The 17760-nt window shown below is 68.0% G+C and carries 11 protein-coding genes; 7 read left to right on the top strand and 4 right to left on the bottom strand.

Features of this window, described 5'->3' with window-relative positions; translation table 11 throughout:
• Nucleotides 1-259: 259 nt before the first annotated feature.
• Together ABB55_RS01505 and ABB55_RS01500 are read right to left on the bottom strand one after the other, a co-directional pair.
• A complete protein-coding gene (locus ABB55_RS01505) occupies nucleotides 260-1411 on the bottom strand; it encodes a YdgA family protein (RefSeq protein ID WP_054357221.1) in 1152 nt (383 codons plus the stop codon).
• 134 nt (nucleotides 1412-1545) lie between these two features.
• Nucleotides 1546-3549 carry a hypothetical protein gene (locus tag ABB55_RS01500; protein ID WP_054357220.1) on the bottom strand — a complete coding sequence of 668 codons (2004 nt, stop codon included), beginning with the start codon at nucleotides 3547-3549 and terminating at the stop codon, nucleotides 1546-1548.
• 371 nt (nucleotides 3550-3920) lie between these two features.
• Between ABB55_RS01500 and ABB55_RS01495 the strand changes: the two genes are divergently transcribed.
• Nucleotides 3921-5660 (top strand): N-acetylmuramoyl-L-alanine amidase, encoded by a 1740-nt coding sequence (locus ABB55_RS01495; protein WP_200911991.1) that lies wholly within the window; start codon nucleotides 3921-3923, stop codon nucleotides 5658-5660.
• Between the two features lie 597 nt (nucleotides 5661-6257).
• Nucleotides 6258-8735 carry a penicillin-binding protein 1A gene (locus ABB55_RS01490; RefSeq protein WP_054357219.1) on the top strand — a complete coding sequence of 826 codons (2478 nt, stop codon included), beginning with the start codon at nucleotides 6258-6260 and terminating at the stop codon, nucleotides 8733-8735.
• Nucleotides 8736-8801: 66 nt separating this feature from the next.
• On the opposite strand, the gene ABB55_RS01485 is transcribed toward ABB55_RS01490, so the two are convergent.
• Complete coding sequence (locus tag ABB55_RS01485) at nucleotides 8802-10394, bottom strand: hypothetical protein (protein WP_152981887.1); 1593 nt, start codon at nucleotides 10392-10394, stop codon at nucleotides 8802-8804.
• A 77-nt stretch (nucleotides 10395-10471) separates the two neighbouring features.
• Nucleotides 10472-11365: a dienelactone hydrolase family protein gene (locus ABB55_RS01480; protein WP_054357217.1), complete on the bottom strand. Its 894-nt coding sequence runs from the start codon at nucleotides 11363-11365 to the stop codon at nucleotides 10472-10474.
• A 229-nt stretch (nucleotides 11366-11594) separates the two neighbouring features.
• On the opposite strand from ABB55_RS01480, the gene prfB reads away from it, so the two are divergent.
• From prfB to ABB55_RS01455, 5 genes are all read left to right on the top strand, one after another.
• A protein-coding gene (gene prfB / locus ABB55_RS01475; RefSeq protein ID WP_140940419.1) for a peptide chain release factor 2 occupies nucleotides 11595-12726 on the top strand; the annotation gives its coding sequence in 2 pieces (ribosomal slippage) (nucleotides 11595-11663 and nucleotides 11665-12726; 1131 coding nt in all).
• 185 nt (nucleotides 12727-12911) lie between these two features.
• Complete coding sequence (locus ABB55_RS01470) at nucleotides 12912-13568, top strand: CDP-alcohol phosphatidyltransferase family protein (protein ID WP_420848221.1); 657 nt, start codon at nucleotides 12912-12914, stop codon at nucleotides 13566-13568.
• A gap of 60 nt (nucleotides 13569-13628) precedes the next feature.
• The gene (locus tag ABB55_RS30775) at nucleotides 13629-14702 is read left to right on the top strand and encodes an AI-2E family transporter (RefSeq protein WP_054357215.1); all 1074 of its coding nucleotides are present in this window, start codon (nucleotides 13629-13631) and stop codon (nucleotides 14700-14702) included.
• 4 nt (nucleotides 14703-14706) lie between these two features.
• Nucleotides 14707-15456 carry a P-loop NTPase family protein gene (locus ABB55_RS30770; protein WP_244471945.1) on the top strand — a complete coding sequence of 250 codons (750 nt, stop codon included), beginning with the start codon at nucleotides 14707-14709 and terminating at the stop codon, nucleotides 15454-15456.
• A gap of 66 nt (nucleotides 15457-15522) precedes the next feature.
• On the top strand, nucleotides 15523-17760 hold the full coding sequence (locus ABB55_RS01455; RefSeq protein WP_054357214.1) for an RNA degradosome polyphosphate kinase: 2238 nt from the start codon (nucleotides 15523-15525) through the stop codon (nucleotides 17758-17760).

Here is a 17760-nt window from a genome sequence, read left to right as displayed (position 1 = left end):
TTTACCCGAATTCTGAGCGACGGCAAGGCCTTGACGACATTTCGATCGCTGCAGGATGCCGAACTGTAGCGGGACGAATCATCCTTGCAAGATTGTTAACGACACACTTCACGGAGAATCGTTACCAACGCGTGAGCGCATACCCAGGACCGGGAGCGATGCGCGTGGCCGCCGACGCGCGGCGGACCGGCCGGATCGCCGGCGGGCCGGCCGGGCGATGGTCCCGCCCGGTCGGCCCGTCACCGGATCCGGTGGAGGATCACTTGTTGGCAAGCACGTCCACGGAGAGCACCGACGGGATCGTCTGCGGGGCGACCATGGCGGTACCGACCACCTGGGCGACCGGCACCGGCTGCGCCGGCTTGGCGATGATCGCGATCGACTTCGGCGCCTTCAGGAAGGCCGCGACGGCGTCCGAGACCTTCTTCTCGAACGGCTTGTTGTTCATCGAGGCGATCATCAGCGGGACCATGGCGGACAGGCCGGTGACATACTGATCGCGCTTGGTGTTCTGCGCCTTGGCCTGGGCGTCGAGCATGCGGTCGACGATCGAGGCGTTGTCGAAGCGCAGGGCGATCTGTTCGATGGTGAAGCTCTGCAGCACGGTCAGCTGGGCGTTGGCATCGTCCTTGGCCGCCTGCAACTGCTTGAGGGCGTCCTGGGAGACGTTGCCGAAGGCGAACGAGAGGTTCAGCGTGCCCATGTCCTTGGCGGCGATGGTCAGGCGGTCGAGCGACAGGCGCTGGGCCTTCTCGTCCCAGACGGCGTCGGAATCGACATCGACGGCGATCTCCTTGTAGCCGAGCGCCACGATGTCCTTCATTTCCGGATTGGCGGCATCGACCGGCACCATGATCTTGGAGACCGAGGCCGAGCCCTTGTTCGGATTGGCCGGATCGACGCTCGCCGAGATCGAGGCGACCGAGAACTTGGTGTTCGGTTCCGAATAGGTGATGTCGGCCATCTTGAGGCTGCCGACCTTTTCGGCGAAGGGCGAGATCTGCGTGGAGCCGGCGGTGGCGCTGGAATAGGCGGTGATGTTCATCGAACCCACCGTCAGCGTGCTCTCGTCGTCCTTGCCGGTGATCTGCTGGATCGCGATCGAGCCGATCGTGTAGCCGCCGGACGCATTCGCGGCGACATTCGAGAAGGTCGTGGTCGGCGCGGTGAACACCTTTTCGGTGCCGTCGCCTTCGCGGACGATCTTGTAGTCCTTGACGACGAAATTGCTGTCGTCGCCGGTCACGTCGCCATGGCTCACCGACTTGGCGCCGCCCTTCTTCAGGACGCCGTCGATATCCGCGATGACCCGGTCGCGCAGGGACTGGGCATCGGCGGCCGCAGGCGCGAACAGAATGACACCGCCGAGCAGCGTGGCGGCAAGGCTCGGGCGGAAGGCAAGCTTGGTCATGGAGCGTGGTCCCGTTGGGTAGGCCGATCGGTCGCGAACGGCGGAGGAAGGAAGAAGGGAGGAAGGGATGGGCGGACGCCCGATGCCCGAACTCGGGGGCACCGGGGGCGCCGGATCGGAACTCGCCAGAGGCGCTACTGGTTCGCCTCGGCGTCGAGCATCAGGAGGTCGGGCAGACTCTGCGGCCGCGCTTGGGCGGTGCCGATGATCTGAACGATGGGCAGCGCCGCGGTCAGCTTCGACGAGATCGTCAACGATTTCGGATTGCGGACGAAGGCGGTGACGGCGTCGACCATGCGGCGATTTCGCTCCGGATCGCGGACTTCGGCAAGAACGAACTGCAGGCCGGCGAGGGCCTGATTGCGCAACACATCAGGCGATTGCTTCATTTTCACGGCAGCGAATTTCAAACCGCGATCGGCCAGCGAGTCGTCCGTGTAGCCGAAGCTCACGGACTTCAGCAGCAGGCCGACCAGATATTGTTGCGCGGCTTTGGGATCCTCGAACACCGCGCGCGGCAGATTGCCGAGGGCGAGGGTGGCGAACAGGCTGCCGGCACCGGCCATCGAGAGGCGCGCGGTGTTCAGCGTCAGGTCGGTGCTCGCCTCGTCCCAGCGGGCATCGATCTCGCCGGACAGGTCGATCCGGTCGTAGCCGAACGCGAGGAGAGCTTCGCGACCCTTTCGGTCCTCGACATAGGAGGCCGGAACGGAGAGGTTCTTCAGCGTCATGCGCACCGAGGTCGGGATCGCCTTGACGTAGCCGGCCAGGTCGAGCGCGTAGCTGCCGAGCGCGATCCGCTCCTTGCGGGCCGGGCTGACCTCGACATTGTCCAGCTTGATGAAGCCGAGCGTCGGGATCACCGACTGGGGATCGACCTGACCGCCGGTCGTGGCGGCCAGGAACGCCTCCTCGAAAGCGGCGCGCGACGGGAAGACCAGATCACCGAACGAGAACCTGCCGACACGGATGATGTTGCCCTTGCCGGCGGCATCGAGGCCTTCCAGCGAGAATTCGCCGAGACCGGCGCCCGAGAAGTCCTTGAAGGCCAACCGCCCCATGCGGAACCGGTCCAGTTCCTGCGCTTTGATGTTCCAGCCCTCGAGCGAGTAGCTCTTGATCCTGAACGCGCCGAGATAGCCCAGCCCGAACTTCATCGCCGAAGCCGGATCCTTCTCGAAGTATTTCGGGTCGACCATGATCTGGTCGAGGATGCCGCTGATCGGCGTGTCGAACTGGCGCAGTTCGAAGCTGCCGATCTCGGCCTTGGCGATCGAGAACTCGGCCGGGCCGGCCGAGACCGAAATGCCCTCGGCCGAGGCCGAGGCCTGCAGCTGGCGCCAGACGCCGTCGCCGCGCCCGTTCACATAGGCCGCGTCGTCGACGATGTGCAGATAGGCCCCGAAATCGTAGCCCGAGATCTGAGCCGACCCGATGCGGATGTCGAAATCGACCGGCGCGCCCGCCTTCGGATCCCGGAGCGTCGACGTGATCCGGCCGGCGCCCGAGGTCACGCGCTCGATCTTGCCGTCGGCGAGGCCGACCAGGGTCAGCCCGTCGTAGCTGACCGAGACCGACTGCCCCTCCTTCGGGGTCATGGCGATGTCGAAGCGCCCGATCCGCGCGGTCGAAGCCCGGGCGCCGAGCAGCGCCCTGAGGTAGATCAATTGAGCGGAGAATGGCCGGTTCGGATCGTAGCTGACGTCCGGCGATTTCGGCATCACCACATCGGCCGCGTCGAGGCCGCCGATGGCGATCGAGATGCGCCCGTCCTCGGATTGACCGGCCGAGGCGGCGATCACGATCGACTTGGCCGAGATGACGCCGTCCGGACTTTTCGCCAGACCGGCGAAGAACACGCTGGGCGTGCGCTGGACCAGGGCCGGCAGCGCGCCGATGCTGCGCGTGGTCACCTTCAGGTCGCGCACTTCGACGGTGTCGGCGCCCGGCTGATAGGTGATGGCGCCGGTCTCGACCGTCAGTCCGGTTGCGCGCAAGGTCTCGAGCCAGCTGCGGACGATGTCGTCGGCCGTCTCGGCGGCGGCAGGGCGGCTCGATCCGACCGCAAGCGCAGCCAAAAGGATGGCACCGGCGCGACGCAGGACGGCGGGCTTGGACGGAGGCGGCGAGTGAAACATGAGAACTCCCACGGTTCGTGCTGCCATCCCGGAATTGCCCGGACGGCCGGGAGTTTTCTCCCTTTGTCGCCCAGTGTGACACCGGATGCGGACGCACGACAATATGGCGTTCGGCAACCGATCGGACGGCTTTCGCCCGTACCGCGGCGGCTGTCAAGCGGCGGACCGACGGCCACCATGGTGCCGCATGCCCGAAAAGGCGCCAATCGAATTGAACCCCGAGCCGGCGCCCCGGACGGCGGCAGGGTTACCGCCTCTTAACCGGTCATGGTTCATGCTTTATTACGGTGTCTTCTTCGTTCCCGCGTGCCCGACCGGCGCCGAGGCGGGCGAGGTCGGTTCCAACGGTTGAAACCGCATCGGACATGAGCGTGGCGCGACGGATCGCCTTTCGGACCCTGCTGGCCTGTTCGGGCATCGCCATGCTGCTCGCAGGGTTGGCCGGCGCTCGCGCGGAACCGGCACGGCCGCTCAGCATCGTCCCGCCGGCGGCGTCCGGCAGCAAATCCGGCGGCAAGCCGGCCGTGGCCCACCGCGCCGTGAAGCCGCGGTCCGGCCCGGCGGTGCAGTCCCGCCGCGTCGTCGCCCCGGCGAAGGGGCCGACCCCGCGGCGGACCGATCCGTCGACGACCGGAGCCGCCACTCCCGAACCGGCCGGCGCGGCGGTAGCCGGCAGGGGGGCGGGCGCCGGTCCGGCTGTGCCGCTCGTCGCCGCGCCGACCCGCGGGTCGATCGATCCGCTGACCGCGATCGGCGGCGCCGCAACGGCGACCCTGGCGGAGCCGATGGCCTATGCGCCGTCGACGACCGGCAACGCCCGTCTCGACGCGATCACGACGGGGTCCGGCGGCGGCCCGGAACCGATGAGCTTGAGTGCGGCCGGCCGGACGTCGGCCGGTGCGCCCGCGATGGCGGCACCGGCTGTCGATGCCGCGACGGTCGGCGAGCCGCAGGGCGATGCGGGCGGCCCTCCGGCCGTCGCCAGCCATCCGTCGATCTCCGTCGATCGCGAACGGACCCGGTTCACGATCGACCTGTCACGGCCGGTGCCGATCGACAGCTTCGGTCTGACCGATCCCTACCGGATCGTCATCGACCTGCCCGAGACCCGGTTCGATCTCCCGCAGGAGGCCGGGCGCTCCGGCGGCGGCGCGATCGCCAGCTGGCGCTGGGGATTGTTCATGGCCGGGCGCTCGCGGCTGGTGTTCGATGCCAACGGGCCGCTGGCGATCGAGCGCGCGGCGATCGAGCGCGGCGAGAATGGCGGCCCGGCCCGCCTGGTCCTCGTACTGCGCGAAACGTCCCGCGAGGCCTTCATGGCCGCGCATGTCCGTCAGACGCGGCCGCCGGCCCTGAGCGAGGGCACGGGCGTGCTGGCGAAAGGCGATCGCGAGCCGACCCGGGCGCAGAAGGCCAAGCCCGTCGTGGTCATCGATGCGGGCCATGGCGGCATCGATGTCGGGACCCGCAGTCCGGCGACCGGCACGGTCGAAAAGGGCGTCGTGCTCGATATCGCCCGGCTTCTGGAGAAGAAGCTGGCGGCGACCGGGCGCTACGAGGTGCATATGACCCGGCGCGACGACACTTTCGTGCCGCTCGGCGAACGGGTTCGCATCGCACGCCAGCATCATGCGGATCTGTTCCTGTCGATCCACGCCGATGCCGAATATGATCGTCTGGTGCGCGGCGCGACCGTCTACACCCTCGACGATCGGGCCTCCGATTCGGCCGCCGCGGCCCTCGCGGCGAAGGAAAACGCCTCCGACGCGCTTGCCGGCGTGGTGCCGGACGAGGCGCCCAGCGCGGTCGCGGACATTCTGATCGATCTGATCCTGCGCGAGACCAAGCGTTTCAGCCATGTGCTGGCCCGCAATCTGGTCGAGGACCTCGGCGCAGTCGGGCGTCTGGTCAAGGTCCAGCCGCATCGTTCGGCCAATTTCCGTGTCCTGAAAGCGCATGACGTGCCTTCGGCCTTGGTCGAACTTGGCTTTCTGACCAACAAGGACGACGAGCAGCTGCTGATGTCGGCCGACTGGCGCGAAAAGACGACCTCGGCGCTGATGTCCGCCATCGACCGCTATTTCCAGAATCGGGTCGCCAACGCGCCGTGAGCCATGGCGCGTCGCCCGTGGCCAAATTCCCACGGCCGGACGGCGTATTGCCAGGTGACGGAACGGCCGCCGGCGGGACGCCGCAGCTTTGCCATAAACCTGCAAAACAAAGGCTTCGCGTCTCGAGTGCGGTGCGCGATCCCGCTTCGGGCGACCGATTGGTGTCTGGTTGCGGGGGCGTCGGCCCGGTCGGCGGCGAAGGCAGTCTCTCGGACGGCGATGGCCGCCCGCAGGGCACGGAAGGCGGCGACACGAAGCGATCGTCGGTGTCCGGTGCGGTCGCGAGGCCCGGCGGCTCGGGCGCTCGGGACAAGGCGGGGGATCCGGCGTTTCGGTGATTTCGCCGGAGCCCATCCTGCGCTAAGGGAATATCCGAGGGCATGGCCGGTCCGGGTCCGGTCCGTGCCTGCGCCGGTCGGGCGCGCGGCGCCGGGAGCACTCGGCTTCGCAGGCGTCGCGGGTCCGTTGCTCGAGTGTCGAAGGCTCGCGTTGCTTGGATTCGGGGCGGCCGGATAGGCGGAATATGGAAGTCGGTTCCGGCGTGGCGGGTGCGATCCCGACCCTGCAGGTCCGGCGAACGGGGAGAATGCCGGCGGCATGTTCATCTTCAGGTTTTTCGGCTGGTTGTTCGGGCTCGGCGCCGTGGTCACGCTCATGGTCGCGGGCGCGCTGGTCCTGGCCTATCGCTATGTTGCGTCGGATCTTCCCGACTATGCGGGCCTGCGCAACTACGAACCGCCGGTGATGACCCGGGTGCACGCCTCGGACGGCAGCCTGATCGCCGAATATGCCCATGAACGCCGGCTGTTCCTGCCCTCGCAGGCGATCCCGCAGCTGCTCAAGAGCGCGTTCATCTCGGCCGAGGACAAGAATTTCTACGAGCACCGCGGCGTCGATCCCGAAGGCATCGCGCGTGCCGTCTATACGCTGGTCTCCGACCGCCTGCGCGGCGGCAAGAAGCGCGCCCAGGGCGCCTCGACCATCACCCAGCAGGTCGCCAAGAACTTCCTGCTGACCAACGAGCAGAGCGTCGAGCGCAAGGCCAAGGAGGCGATCCTGGCCATGCGCATCGAGGAGGCGTTCAACAAGGAGCAGATCCTCGAGCTCTATCTGAACGAGATCTATCTCGGCATCGGCGCCTATGGCGTCGCGGCGGCTTCGCTCCTGTATTTCGACAAGTCGGTCCACGAGCTGACCATCGCGGAATGCGCCTATCTGGCCGCGCTCCCGAAGGCGCCGAACAATTACCACCCGTTCCGCTTCCCCGAGCGCGCCGTCGGCCGCCGGAACGACATCATCGATCTGATGGCGCAGAACGGCTACATCAAGCGCGAAGAGGCCGACAAGGCGAAGAAGGAGCCCCTGACGGTGGTTCCGCGCCAGACCGGTCCGCATCTCTTCGCGTCCGACTATTTTGCCGAGGAAGTGCGCCGCGAGCTCGCCGAGCGCTATGGCGAGAAGGGCCTCTACCAGGGCGGCCTGTCGGTGCGCACCACGCTCGATCCCAAGATGCAGGTCATCGCCCGCAAGGTGCTGCTCAAGGGGCTGATGGACTACGACCAGGATCAGGGCTGGCGCGGGCCGCTCTCGAAGATCGATCTGGCCGGCGGCGACTGGGGTCCGAAGCTCGCCGAGGTCAAGACGCTCGCCGACATGCCGGAATGGCGCGCGGCGGTGGTGCTGTCGGTCGTCGATCAGGAGGCGATCATCGGCCTGCAGCCGCCGAAGCTGTTCGGCGGCTCTGTCTCGACGCAGCGCGAGCGCGGCTTCATTGCCGCCGATCAGCTGAAATGGGCGAAGTGGGCCGACGGCCCGCGCAAGGGTCAGGCCATCAAGTCCGCCGCGCAGGTGCTGCAGCCCGGCGACGTGATCCTGGTCGAGAAGGCCGGCACCGGCAGCGGCGACCGGCAGGGCTACCGCCTGCGTCAGTTCCCGGAAGTCTCCGGTGCGCTGGTGGCGATGGACCCGCATACCGGGCGCGTCCTCGCCGTGGCCGGCGGCGCCTCGTTCTCGGACAGCGAGTTCAACCGCGCCACCCAGGCCTGGCGCCAGCCGGGATCGTCGTTCAAGCCCTTCGTCTATTCGGCGGCGCTCGACAACGGCTATACGCCCTCGAGCGTCGTGCTCGACGGGCCGATCGAGATCAGCCAGGGCGTCGGCGCCGCGCCGTGGCGGCCGGAGAACTATTCCGGCAAGTTCTACGGCCCTTCGACGCTGCGCGTCGGCATCGAGCAGTCGCGCAACACCATGACGGTGCGGCTGGCCAAGGATATGGGCATGCCGCTGGTGGTCGAATACGCCAAGCGCTTCGGCATCTACGACGAACTGTCGCCGGTGCTGTCGATGTCGCTCGGCGCCGGCGAGACCACCGTGCTCCGGATGACGGCGGCCTACGCGACCATCGCCAATGGCGGCCGCCGCGTGAAGGCGACCTTCATCGACCGCATCCAGGACCGCTACGGCAAGACCATCTACAAGCACGATCCGCGCATCTGCCAGGGCTGCGAGGCCAGCGCCTGGGCCGCCCAGGACGAACCCAAGCTGATCGACGACCGCGAGCAGGTGCTCGACCCGATGACCGCCTACCAGATCACATCGATGATGGAGGGCGTGGTCCAACGCGGCACGGCGACGGTGCTGCGCGAGGTCGGCAAGCCGGTCGCCGGCAAGACCGGCACGACCAACGACGAGAAGGACGTGTGGTTCATGGGCTTCACGCCGGACCTCGTGGTCGGCGTCTATGTCGGCTACGACAAGCCGCGTCCGCTCGGTCGCGGCCAGTCCGGCGGACATACGGCGGCCCCGATCGCGAAGGACTTCTTCGTCGAGGCGCTGAGGGAGAAGCCGGCCGTGCCGTTCCGCGTGCCGCCGGGCATCCGCCTGATCGCCATCAACCGGAAGAGCGGTCTCAAGGCCTCGCCGGGCGATCCGGAGACGATCATGGAAGCCTTCAAGCCCGGCACCGCGCCGCCGGACAACTATTCCATCATCGGCTACGAGCAGGGCGAGTTCTCGCGCGCCCGCCGCGTCACGCCCGAGCAGGAACGCGGTCTCCAGCCGGGCGGGCTGTACTGAGCCGAGAGGCGTCCAGACCCAGTCCGGCGTTCCGCCCGCCGCCGTCGCGTCGGTGGCGGGCGCGTTCTACGGAGCCGGCGCGGCGGCCGGGGCCGTGGGCGGCGTGAGGCGATAGATGCGATAGGCGCCGGCCGGTCCGGTCGGCGTCACCGTCCAGCCGGCCGCGATCAACCCGTCGACGATGCCGAAGCGGTCGTTCCAGTCGTCCAGCACGACCGCATGGCTGACCGCGCCGCGGGCCGCGATCCGTGCGATGGCCTCGCCGCGTCGCGTGCCGTTGCTCGGCAATGTCAGGGCGCGGTGATCGGCAATGCTCGACGGGGTCTTCAACCCGACCATGTCGACGAGCGGCAGCGTCGTCGCCCAGGCGATGTAGCCGGCATCGTGGATCAGCAGGCGGGCATTCGCCGGCAGCGCCTCGCGGGCATGGCGGGCGACACGGTCGAGATCGCCGGCCGTGAAGGCGGTCGCGTCACGGTAGCGTGCCAGGCCCGGAAGAGCGAGCAGGGCGGCCTGAAGGGCGAGCACCGCCGCCACCGCGTTCGGCATGCGCCCGATGGCGCCGAACCGTTCCGGCCCGGCCCAGAACAGCCCGGCCGCGCCGAACATCACCACGGGCGCGAAGACATGCAGGTAGCGCTGCTCGTTGTGCGACAGGCCGCCCGGCATTTCGTGAAAATAGAGCGCGAGCACGATCGCGGCGAAGACGGCGCCGATGCGTCCGGCGGCTGTTGCCGGCAGAAGCAGCAGTGCGGGCAGGATGGTCAGCCCGAAACCGGCCAGGAACTGTGTCGTGTCGGTGATGAAGGAGCGCGCCTTGAGGCCGATCGGCAGGTCGGTTTCCGCGAACCAGGCCTTTTTGGCGCCGATCGTACCCGGCAGCACCGTGCCGGTATCGACCCACTGCCAGACCAGGAACGGCGCGACGATCAGTCCGGCCGCCACGGCATAGGGCAGGGCCCGGCGGACGGCCGTCCGTGTCGCGCCGCCGGCCTCGTCGCGCATCCGCCAGAGATCGCAGGCGCCGAGCAAAAGTCCGAGCACGGCCAGTTCGGGGCGCAGGATCGGCAGGATGCCGATCAGAATCCAGAGCAGCCACCGCCGCATCGCACCGGTTGCCGCATCGCCGTAGAGAACCAGCGCCCACATGACCGCCGCCATCGCGAGGCCGGTCTCGAGCCCGTTCAGGAGTTGGAACGGACTGTGGGCGGCGAGGAGGCCGGCCAGCGCGAAGGCGAAGGCGCCGCCCTCGCCGGCACCGCCGCGCCGGGCGGCGGCGATCAGGCCGCAGCCATAGGCGAAGGCGCCGAGAAAGGCGAGGAGCGTCAGGCCGGCCGGCAACGGCAGGATCAGCCCCAGCGCGGCAACCAGGATCAGATGCAGCGGGCTGGTCGAGCCGACCAGGGCCGAAGCCTCGGCGAAATTGGGGTCGACGCCTCCGGCAAGCAGGACCTGCGCGTTGTGGAGCACGATATAGGCGTCGTCGAGCGGGAAGACGGTCGCCATGCCGCGCGCGACCTGCAGGCCGGCGAGCGCGATCAGCAGGACCGCGAGTCCGGCCTCCGCCCGTGGCGCGGACAGGCGGGCCGACGGCAAGGCGGCGCCGACGGCGGGGTGCGGCGGCGGCGGGGCGGCAAAGGTCGTTGGGCTTGCGGACATGGTCTCTGCCGGATCGGTGCGGATCGCCGCCGACCATAGGCGGGCAAGCGTTGCCATCCGGCTTATGGAGACGGTTTTCAAAACATGAGCGAGGCGATGAAGCCGCGCACGATCGGCGCCCAGAGCTTCTGACCGCGCAGCATCAGAAGGTTGCCGTCGACGCCCGGAACCGCCGGCGTCATGACGAAGGAACTGCGGGCACCGCCCTCGGCGAAGGCCTTGTGCCAGATCTTCGGGACCTCCGGCCCCCAGGCGAGATCGTTTTCGGCATAAAGCCAAAGCCCCGGGATGCGGATCGACCGGCCGTACTCGGCAAAAAGCGCGGTCACAATGTCGGGACGGCAGGAGCGGCCGGGCGATTGCCGGGGCAGGGCGCCGGCGCCGCCGGAAAAGTCGACATAGGCCACAACCCCCTCGGGCTGCCGCGCCGCCGCGGCCAGGATACCCAGGGCACCGACCGAGGTCCCGACCAGCAGGATGCGGTCCCGGCGGGCCCAGGGCTGCTGTTGCGCCCAGGCGATCGCCGCCTCGACCGGCCGTCCGGCCGCCTCCGCGATGCGGCGGTAGTCCGGCGTGCGCTCGCAGTTGCGCGCGTGCAGCGCCTCCACGTCGGTGCCACCGGTCGGCCCGTAGCCCGGACGGAACGGGGCCACCACGGCGAAGCCGCGCCGGACCCAGAAGGCCGCCTGATCGCGCGGGATGGAGCGCGCGAGCGCCGTGCGTCCGTGATGGTCGACCGGGCGGCCATGCGCGAAGACCACCACCGGGAACGGGCCGGGTCCCGCGGGACGGTGCAGTTCGGTGGTCATCTCGATCCGGTCGAGGGGGATGCGCACCGTGTCGGACACTCGGTCCTGGGCCTCAGCCAGGCCGGCAAGCGCCAGGACCAGCGCGCAGGCCGCGACGATCGCCCGTACGGCGCGGAAGCGATGCCGTCCTGCCGGGCGCGGTCCGGACATGCTGTCGGCCATGGCGGCGCGGCTCCCCCTTCTGGCGATGACGGACCGGCCGGGCATCGCGGTCGGAAGCATCGCGGCATGGGTGCGGTTACGTCAAGCGGACGCGACCGGACGACCCGATCATTCGCGGTCGGATTCGGCCCGTCCCGCGCAATTGCAATGCGGCAACGCCGTCGGTATGGTCGCGGCCCGCCGCCCGGAACCAACCGGCACCGGTGGCGCGACGCCCAGGACGAGATCGATGAGACCCGAAATCCAGACCATCGTAGACGAGATCAAGCAGGCTCTCAGCCTGCTGAGGAGGCATCTTTGACTGGGATGTCGCGCTGAAGCGGCTCGACGAGCTGAATGCCCGGGCCGAGGATCCGAATCTCTGGAATGACTCCGCCGTTGCCCAGAAACTGATGCGCGAGCGCGACCAGATCGCGAAATCGGTCGATGTCGTGCGCGGCATCGGGCGCGAGCTCGACGATCATCTGACGCTCCTGGAACTCGGCGAGGCCGAGAACGACGAGGCCACGATCGTCGAAGCCGAGGAACAGCTGAAGCATCTCGGCCACGACGTGCAGCGTCGGCAGATCGAGGCGCTGCTCTCGGGCGAGGCCGACAGTTTCGACACCTATGTCGAGTTTCATGCCGGCGCCGGCGGCACCGAATCCCAGGATTGGGCCGAGATGCTGATGCGCATGTACATGCGCTGGGCCGAGCAGCACGACTACAAGGTCGAGATCATCGAATATACCGCCGGAGAAGGCGCCGGCATCAAGGGCTCGACCCTGCTGGTGAAGGGGCCGAACGCCTATGGCTGGCTGAAGACGGAATCGGGCGTGCACCGGCTCGTTCGCATCTCGCCCTTCGACGCCAATGCGCGCCGTCAGACGAGCTTCGCATCGGTTTGGGTCTATCCGGTGATCGACGATTCCATCGAGATCACGATTCCGGAATCGGACGTCCGCGTCGACACCTACCGGTCGTCCGGCGCCGGCGGCCAGCACGTCAACACGACCGACTCGGCCGTTCGCCTGACCCATATCCCGACCGGCATCGCCGTGGCCTGCCAAGCGGAACGGTCGCAGCACAAGAACCGGGCCAAGGCCTGGGACATGCTGCGCGCGCGCCTCTACGAGGTCGAACTGAAGAAGCGCGAGGAGAAGGCCAGCGCCGAGGCGGCCGCCAAGACCGATATCGGCTGGGGCCACCAGATCCGCTCCTATGTGCTGCAGCCCTACCAGATGGTGAAGGATCTGCGCACGGGCGTGCAGTCGACCGATCCCGCCAAGGTCCTGAACGGCGATCTCGACCCGTTCATGGAAGCCTCCCTGGCGGCGCGCGTCTCCGGCGGCGCGGTCGATGCGGTGGCCGATATCGAGTGAACCGTCGCGGGCGGTCCGGACGGGTGGCGCGATGCCGCCCTTCGGGCCGCCGCACGTCGCCCGGTCGACGGCCCGCGCCGGTCTCTGTCCGGATCGGCGGTGCCGATCGGCAGGTGTGACGGCCGGATGGGCAATGCCGGATTGGCGGTCTCAGGGCGTCTCTGTCATAAGTCCGTGATCTTGGAATGCCGCCCCGCCGGGACCATCTCAGGCGGGTGCGGCTGCGTCGGTCGCCGTTCAGGTCCGCCATGGTCTATTCCAACGTCACGTTGCCCAATCTGATCACGGTCGCGCGCTTGATCGCCGTGCCGATGGTGGTGGTTGCGATCTCCGAGCAGCGGCTTGATCTGGCGTTCTGGTTGTTCGTTGTGGCCGGCGCCTCGGACGGCGTCGATGGCTGGATCGCGCGGCGCTGGAATCTGCGCACGCGTCTCGGCGCCTATCTGGATGCCATTGCCGACAAGTCGCTGCTGGTCGCCATCTATGTAACGCTCGGCATCGAAGGCGTGCTGCCGCGCTGGCTGGTGATCCTGGTCGTGTCGCGCGATCTGCTCATCGTGGGCGCCTTCCTGCTGTCCTGGGTGATGGGCCGGCCGGTCGAGGTGCGCCCGCTGATGATCTCCAAGATCAACACAACGGCGCAGATCTTGCTCGCCGCTGCGATTCTGGGGGATCATGCCTTTGCGGCGGATCTCCTGCCCCTGGTTGCGGTCGGGCTTTGGATCGTCGCCGGGCTGACGGTCGGCTCCGGCGCGGCCTATCTGGTCGGCTGGCTCAAGGCCATGTCGGCGGACAATGAGACCGGGTCGGGGACGGGGACGTCCTGGCCGGATCCGCGGTGAACCGGTGACGGATCGAGGTGCGCCGCGTCCTGCGCGGGACGGCGCCGGGGGCGGGGAGGGATGCCGTTGAACCTGACGCGACAGATCCAGTTCTGGTTTGCGGCCCTGTTCGTCCTGATCCTGTTTCTGTGGCTCTTCTCCGGCGTCCTTTTGCCTTTCGTCTCCGGCATGGCGCTCGCCTATCTGCTCGATCCGGTTGCCGACAGGCTGCAGAAGGCCGGCCTCTCGCGGGGCATGGCAACGGCGGTGATCGTCTTCGGACTGATCCTCGGTCTGGTCGTCATCCTGATACTGGTCGTGCCGCTGCTGGCCAACCAGATCAGCGGCTTCGTCCAACTGCTGCCGTCCTATGCGACGCGGCTGCAATCCTTCTTCTCCCAGGCGATGGAAGGGCGGCTCGGTCGCCTCATGGGCACCAACGCCAAGGATCTGGAGGCGTTGCTCGGGTCTTCGCTCAGCCAGGGCGCCGGCTGGATCGCCGGCATCCTGCATTCGGTCTGGAACGGCGGACAGGCGCTGGTCTCGGTCGTGACGCTGATGGTCATCGCCCCGGTCGTCACCTTCTACATGCTGCTCGACTGGGACCGCATGATCTCGAAGGTCGATTCCTGGCTGCCGCCGCGCCATCGGCCGACCGTGCGCCGGCTCGCCCACGAGATGGACGGCGCCGTGGCCGGCTTCGTGCGCGGGCAGATCTCCGTCTGCATCGCCATGGGCGCCTTCTATGCGACCGGGCTGACACTGCTCGGACTCAATTTCGGCCTGTTCATCGGGCTTCTCTCCGGAATCCTGGGCTTCATCCCCTATGTCGGCTTCGGCATCGGGCTGATCGCCTCGATCGTCATCGCCTTCGGCCAGTTCTGGCCAGAGTGGCAGTGGATTCTGGCCATGCTTGCCGTGTTCGGCGCCGGCCAGGTGCTGGAGGGTTCCGTGTTGCAGCCCAATTGGGTCGGCAAGAATGTCGGACTGCACCCGGTCTGGCTGCTGTTCGCCCTGTTCGCGTTCGGATCGATGCTCGGCTTCGTCGGCATGCTGGTCGCCGTGCCGGCGGCGGCGTCGATCGGCGTTCTCGCGCGCTTCGCCCTCCATCAGTATCTCGCCAGCCCGCTCTATGCGGCTGCCGGCGACGATTGAGCCGATGGCGACCGGACCTGCCCCACCGTCGAATCCCCGCCAGCTGCCGCTCGCTCTGGCCGCCGCACCGCGCTTCGGCATGGAGGATTTCATCGTCGGGACCGCCAACGCGGCGGCGCACGACCTGGTCCTGGCCTGGCCGGACTGGCCGGGTCCGGTCGTGCTGCTGATCGGTCCTGAGGGGGCGGGCAAGAGCCATCTCGCCGCGATCTGGGCGGCGGCCGCGGCCGCGACGATCCTGCCCGCGGGCGATCTCGCGACGATCGATCCCGTCGCACTCGCGGCGCGGGGGGGCGTGGCGGTCGAGGATGCCGGACCCGGGCTCGACGAGCCGGCGCTGTTCCATCTGCTCAATGCCGCGCGCGAGGCCGGCAGCCCGGTTCTGATCACGGCGCGCGCCGAGCCGGTCGCCTGGGGGCTTGGCCTGCCCGATCTCGTCTCGCGCCTGCGCGCGGCGACGCCGGTCCGTCTGGAGGAGCCGGACGACGCCCTGCTCGAAGCGGTGATCGGCAAGCTCTTCGCGGACCGGCAGACCATGGTCGACCCGCAGGTCGTCCGCTTCCTGGCCCGGCGCATCGAGCGTTCCTATGGTGCGGCCGTGCGCACCGTCGAGCGCATCGACCGCGAGGCGCTCGCCGCGAAGGCGGCGATCACGCGGCCGCTCGCGGCACGCCTGATCGCGGATGCGTGGTCGCGCGAACCGCATCTGCCGGGTCTCGAAGAAACCGAGCCGGATGAACACAATCCGTCATAAAGTACGGATAGTTTCGCGCGCGTCGGACCGGGGTGCCGGAACCGGCGCCGCAGGAGGGGACGCAGCATGGACGAGACGGTCGAGACCAAGCCTTCGCGCAGGCGCAGCAGCGAGACCGCGCCCGCCGCCGAGGCCATTGCGGCGCCTCCGGTGGCGCCGGCGCCGTCCATCCCGCTCGACAGTCCCGATCGCTTCGTCAACCGCGAACTGTCCTGGCTCTCCTTCAATCGACGCGTCCTCGAAGAGAGTGCCAACACCAACCATCCTCTGTTGGAGCGCCTGCGCTTTCTGTCGATCTCGGCCAACAACCTGGACGAGTTCTTCATGGTGCGCGTTTCCGGGCTGATCGAACAGCATCGGGCCGGCATTCTGACCCGGTCGGACGACGGTCTGACGCCGGCCGAGCAATTGACCCGGATCGGGGAGGCGGCCGAGGCGCTGACCGACGAGCAGCAGCGGCTGTGGGGCGAGTTGAAGGCTGAGCTCGCGGCGGTCGGGATCGTCATCGCCGACGGGTCGGCGCTCGACAAGGCGACCCGCGCCTGGCTCGACCAGTATTTCCTGACCCATGTCTTCCCGGTCCTCACGCCGCTCGCCTGCGATCCGGCGCATCCCTTTCCGTTCATTCCCAATCTCGGCTTCTCGCTGGTGCTCGATCTGGCCAAGATCGGCAGCAGCGCGACCATGACGGCGCTGATCCGCATCCCGTCCAAGATCGACCGCTTCATCGAACTGCCGGCGAGCGATACGGAACCGGGCATCCGCCGCTTCATCAGCCTCGAGAACATGATCGGCCTGCACATTGCCGGCCTGTTCCCCGGCTACCAGCTGCGCGGCAAGGGCGCCTTCCGGGTGATCCGCGACTCCGACATCGAGATCGAGGAGGAGGCCGAGGATCTGGTCCGGGTGTTCGAGACCATGCTGAAGCGGCGGCGCCGCGGTTCGGTCATCCGTTTGGAGATCGAGGCGGATACGCCGGAGCGTCTGCAGTCCTTCGTCGCCCGGGCCCTCGGCGTCGCTTCCGACGGCATCTTCCAGGTCGAAGGCCTGCTCGCGATGACCGAGCTGTCGCAGCTCGTCGGCGTGGAGCGGCCGGAGCTCAAATTTACCCCCTACGAGCCGCGATTTCCGGAGCGGATCAAGGAGTTCGGCGGCGACTGCTTCGCGGCGGTCAAGGCGAAGGACCTGATCGTCCACCACCCGTACGAATCGTTCGATGTCGTCGTGCAGTTCCTGAGTCAGGCGGCGCGCGATCCGGACGTGGTTGCCATCAAGCAGACCCTGTACCGGACCTCCAAGGACAGTCCGATCGTCAAGGTTCTGTCGGAGGCGGCCGAATCGGGCAAGTCGGTCACGGCGGTCGTCGAACTCAAGGCGCGCTTCGACGAGGAGGCCAATATCCGCTGGGCGCGGGATCTGGAGCGCGCGGGCGCTCAGGTCGTGTTCGGCTTCGTCGAGCTGAAGACGCATTCCAAGCTGTCGCTGGTCGTTCGCCGCGAACGGGGCACGCTGGCGACCTATTGCCACATCGGGACCGGCAACTACCACCCGATCACGGCGCGCATCTACACCGACCTCAGCTATTTCACCGCCGATCCGACGATCGGCCGGGATGTCTCGAAGATCTTCAATTACATCACCGGCTACGCTCAGCCGCACGAGCTGGAGAAGATGGCGATTTCGCCGCTGACCATCCGGCCGCGCATCCTGCAGCATATCGAGGCGGAGATCGCCCACGCCAAGGCCGGCCGCCCGGCGCAGATCTGGGCGAAGATGAACTCGCTGGTCGATCCGCGCATCATCGACGCGCTCTACGAGGCGAGCCGGGCGGGCGTCCAGATCGACATCGTCGTGCGCGGCATCTGCTGCCTCAGGCCGGGCGTCCCCGGCCTGTCCGACAATATCCGGGTGAAGTCGATCGTCGGCCGCTTCCTCGAACACAGCCGTATCCTGTGCTTCGGCAACGGCCATGGGCTTCCCTCGCCGCAGGCGATCGTCTACATCGGCTCGGCCGACCTGATGCCGCGCAACCTCGACCGCCGGGTCGAGGCGCTCGCTCCGCTGACGAACCCGACCGTCCACGAGCAGGTGCTGGACCAGATCATGGTCGCCAACCTCCGGGACAATCAGCAGAGCTGGCGTCTCCTTCCGGATGGCGGGCACGAGCGCATCGTACCGGCGGCGGGCGAGGAACCGTTCAACGCCCATAAATACTTCATGACCAACCCGTCGTTGTCCGGCCGTGGAAAATCACTCAAGTCCAACTCTCCCAAATCGATCGCCGGGCGAAATCATCGCTCCTGA

This window comes from Prosthecodimorpha hirschii (assembly GCF_001305515.1).
Lineage (GTDB): Bacteria > Pseudomonadota > Alphaproteobacteria > Rhizobiales > Ancalomicrobiaceae > Prosthecodimorpha > Prosthecodimorpha hirschii.
Note: the sequence above shows the minus strand (reverse complement) of the source record. Positions and strands in the feature narration are given on the sequence as shown.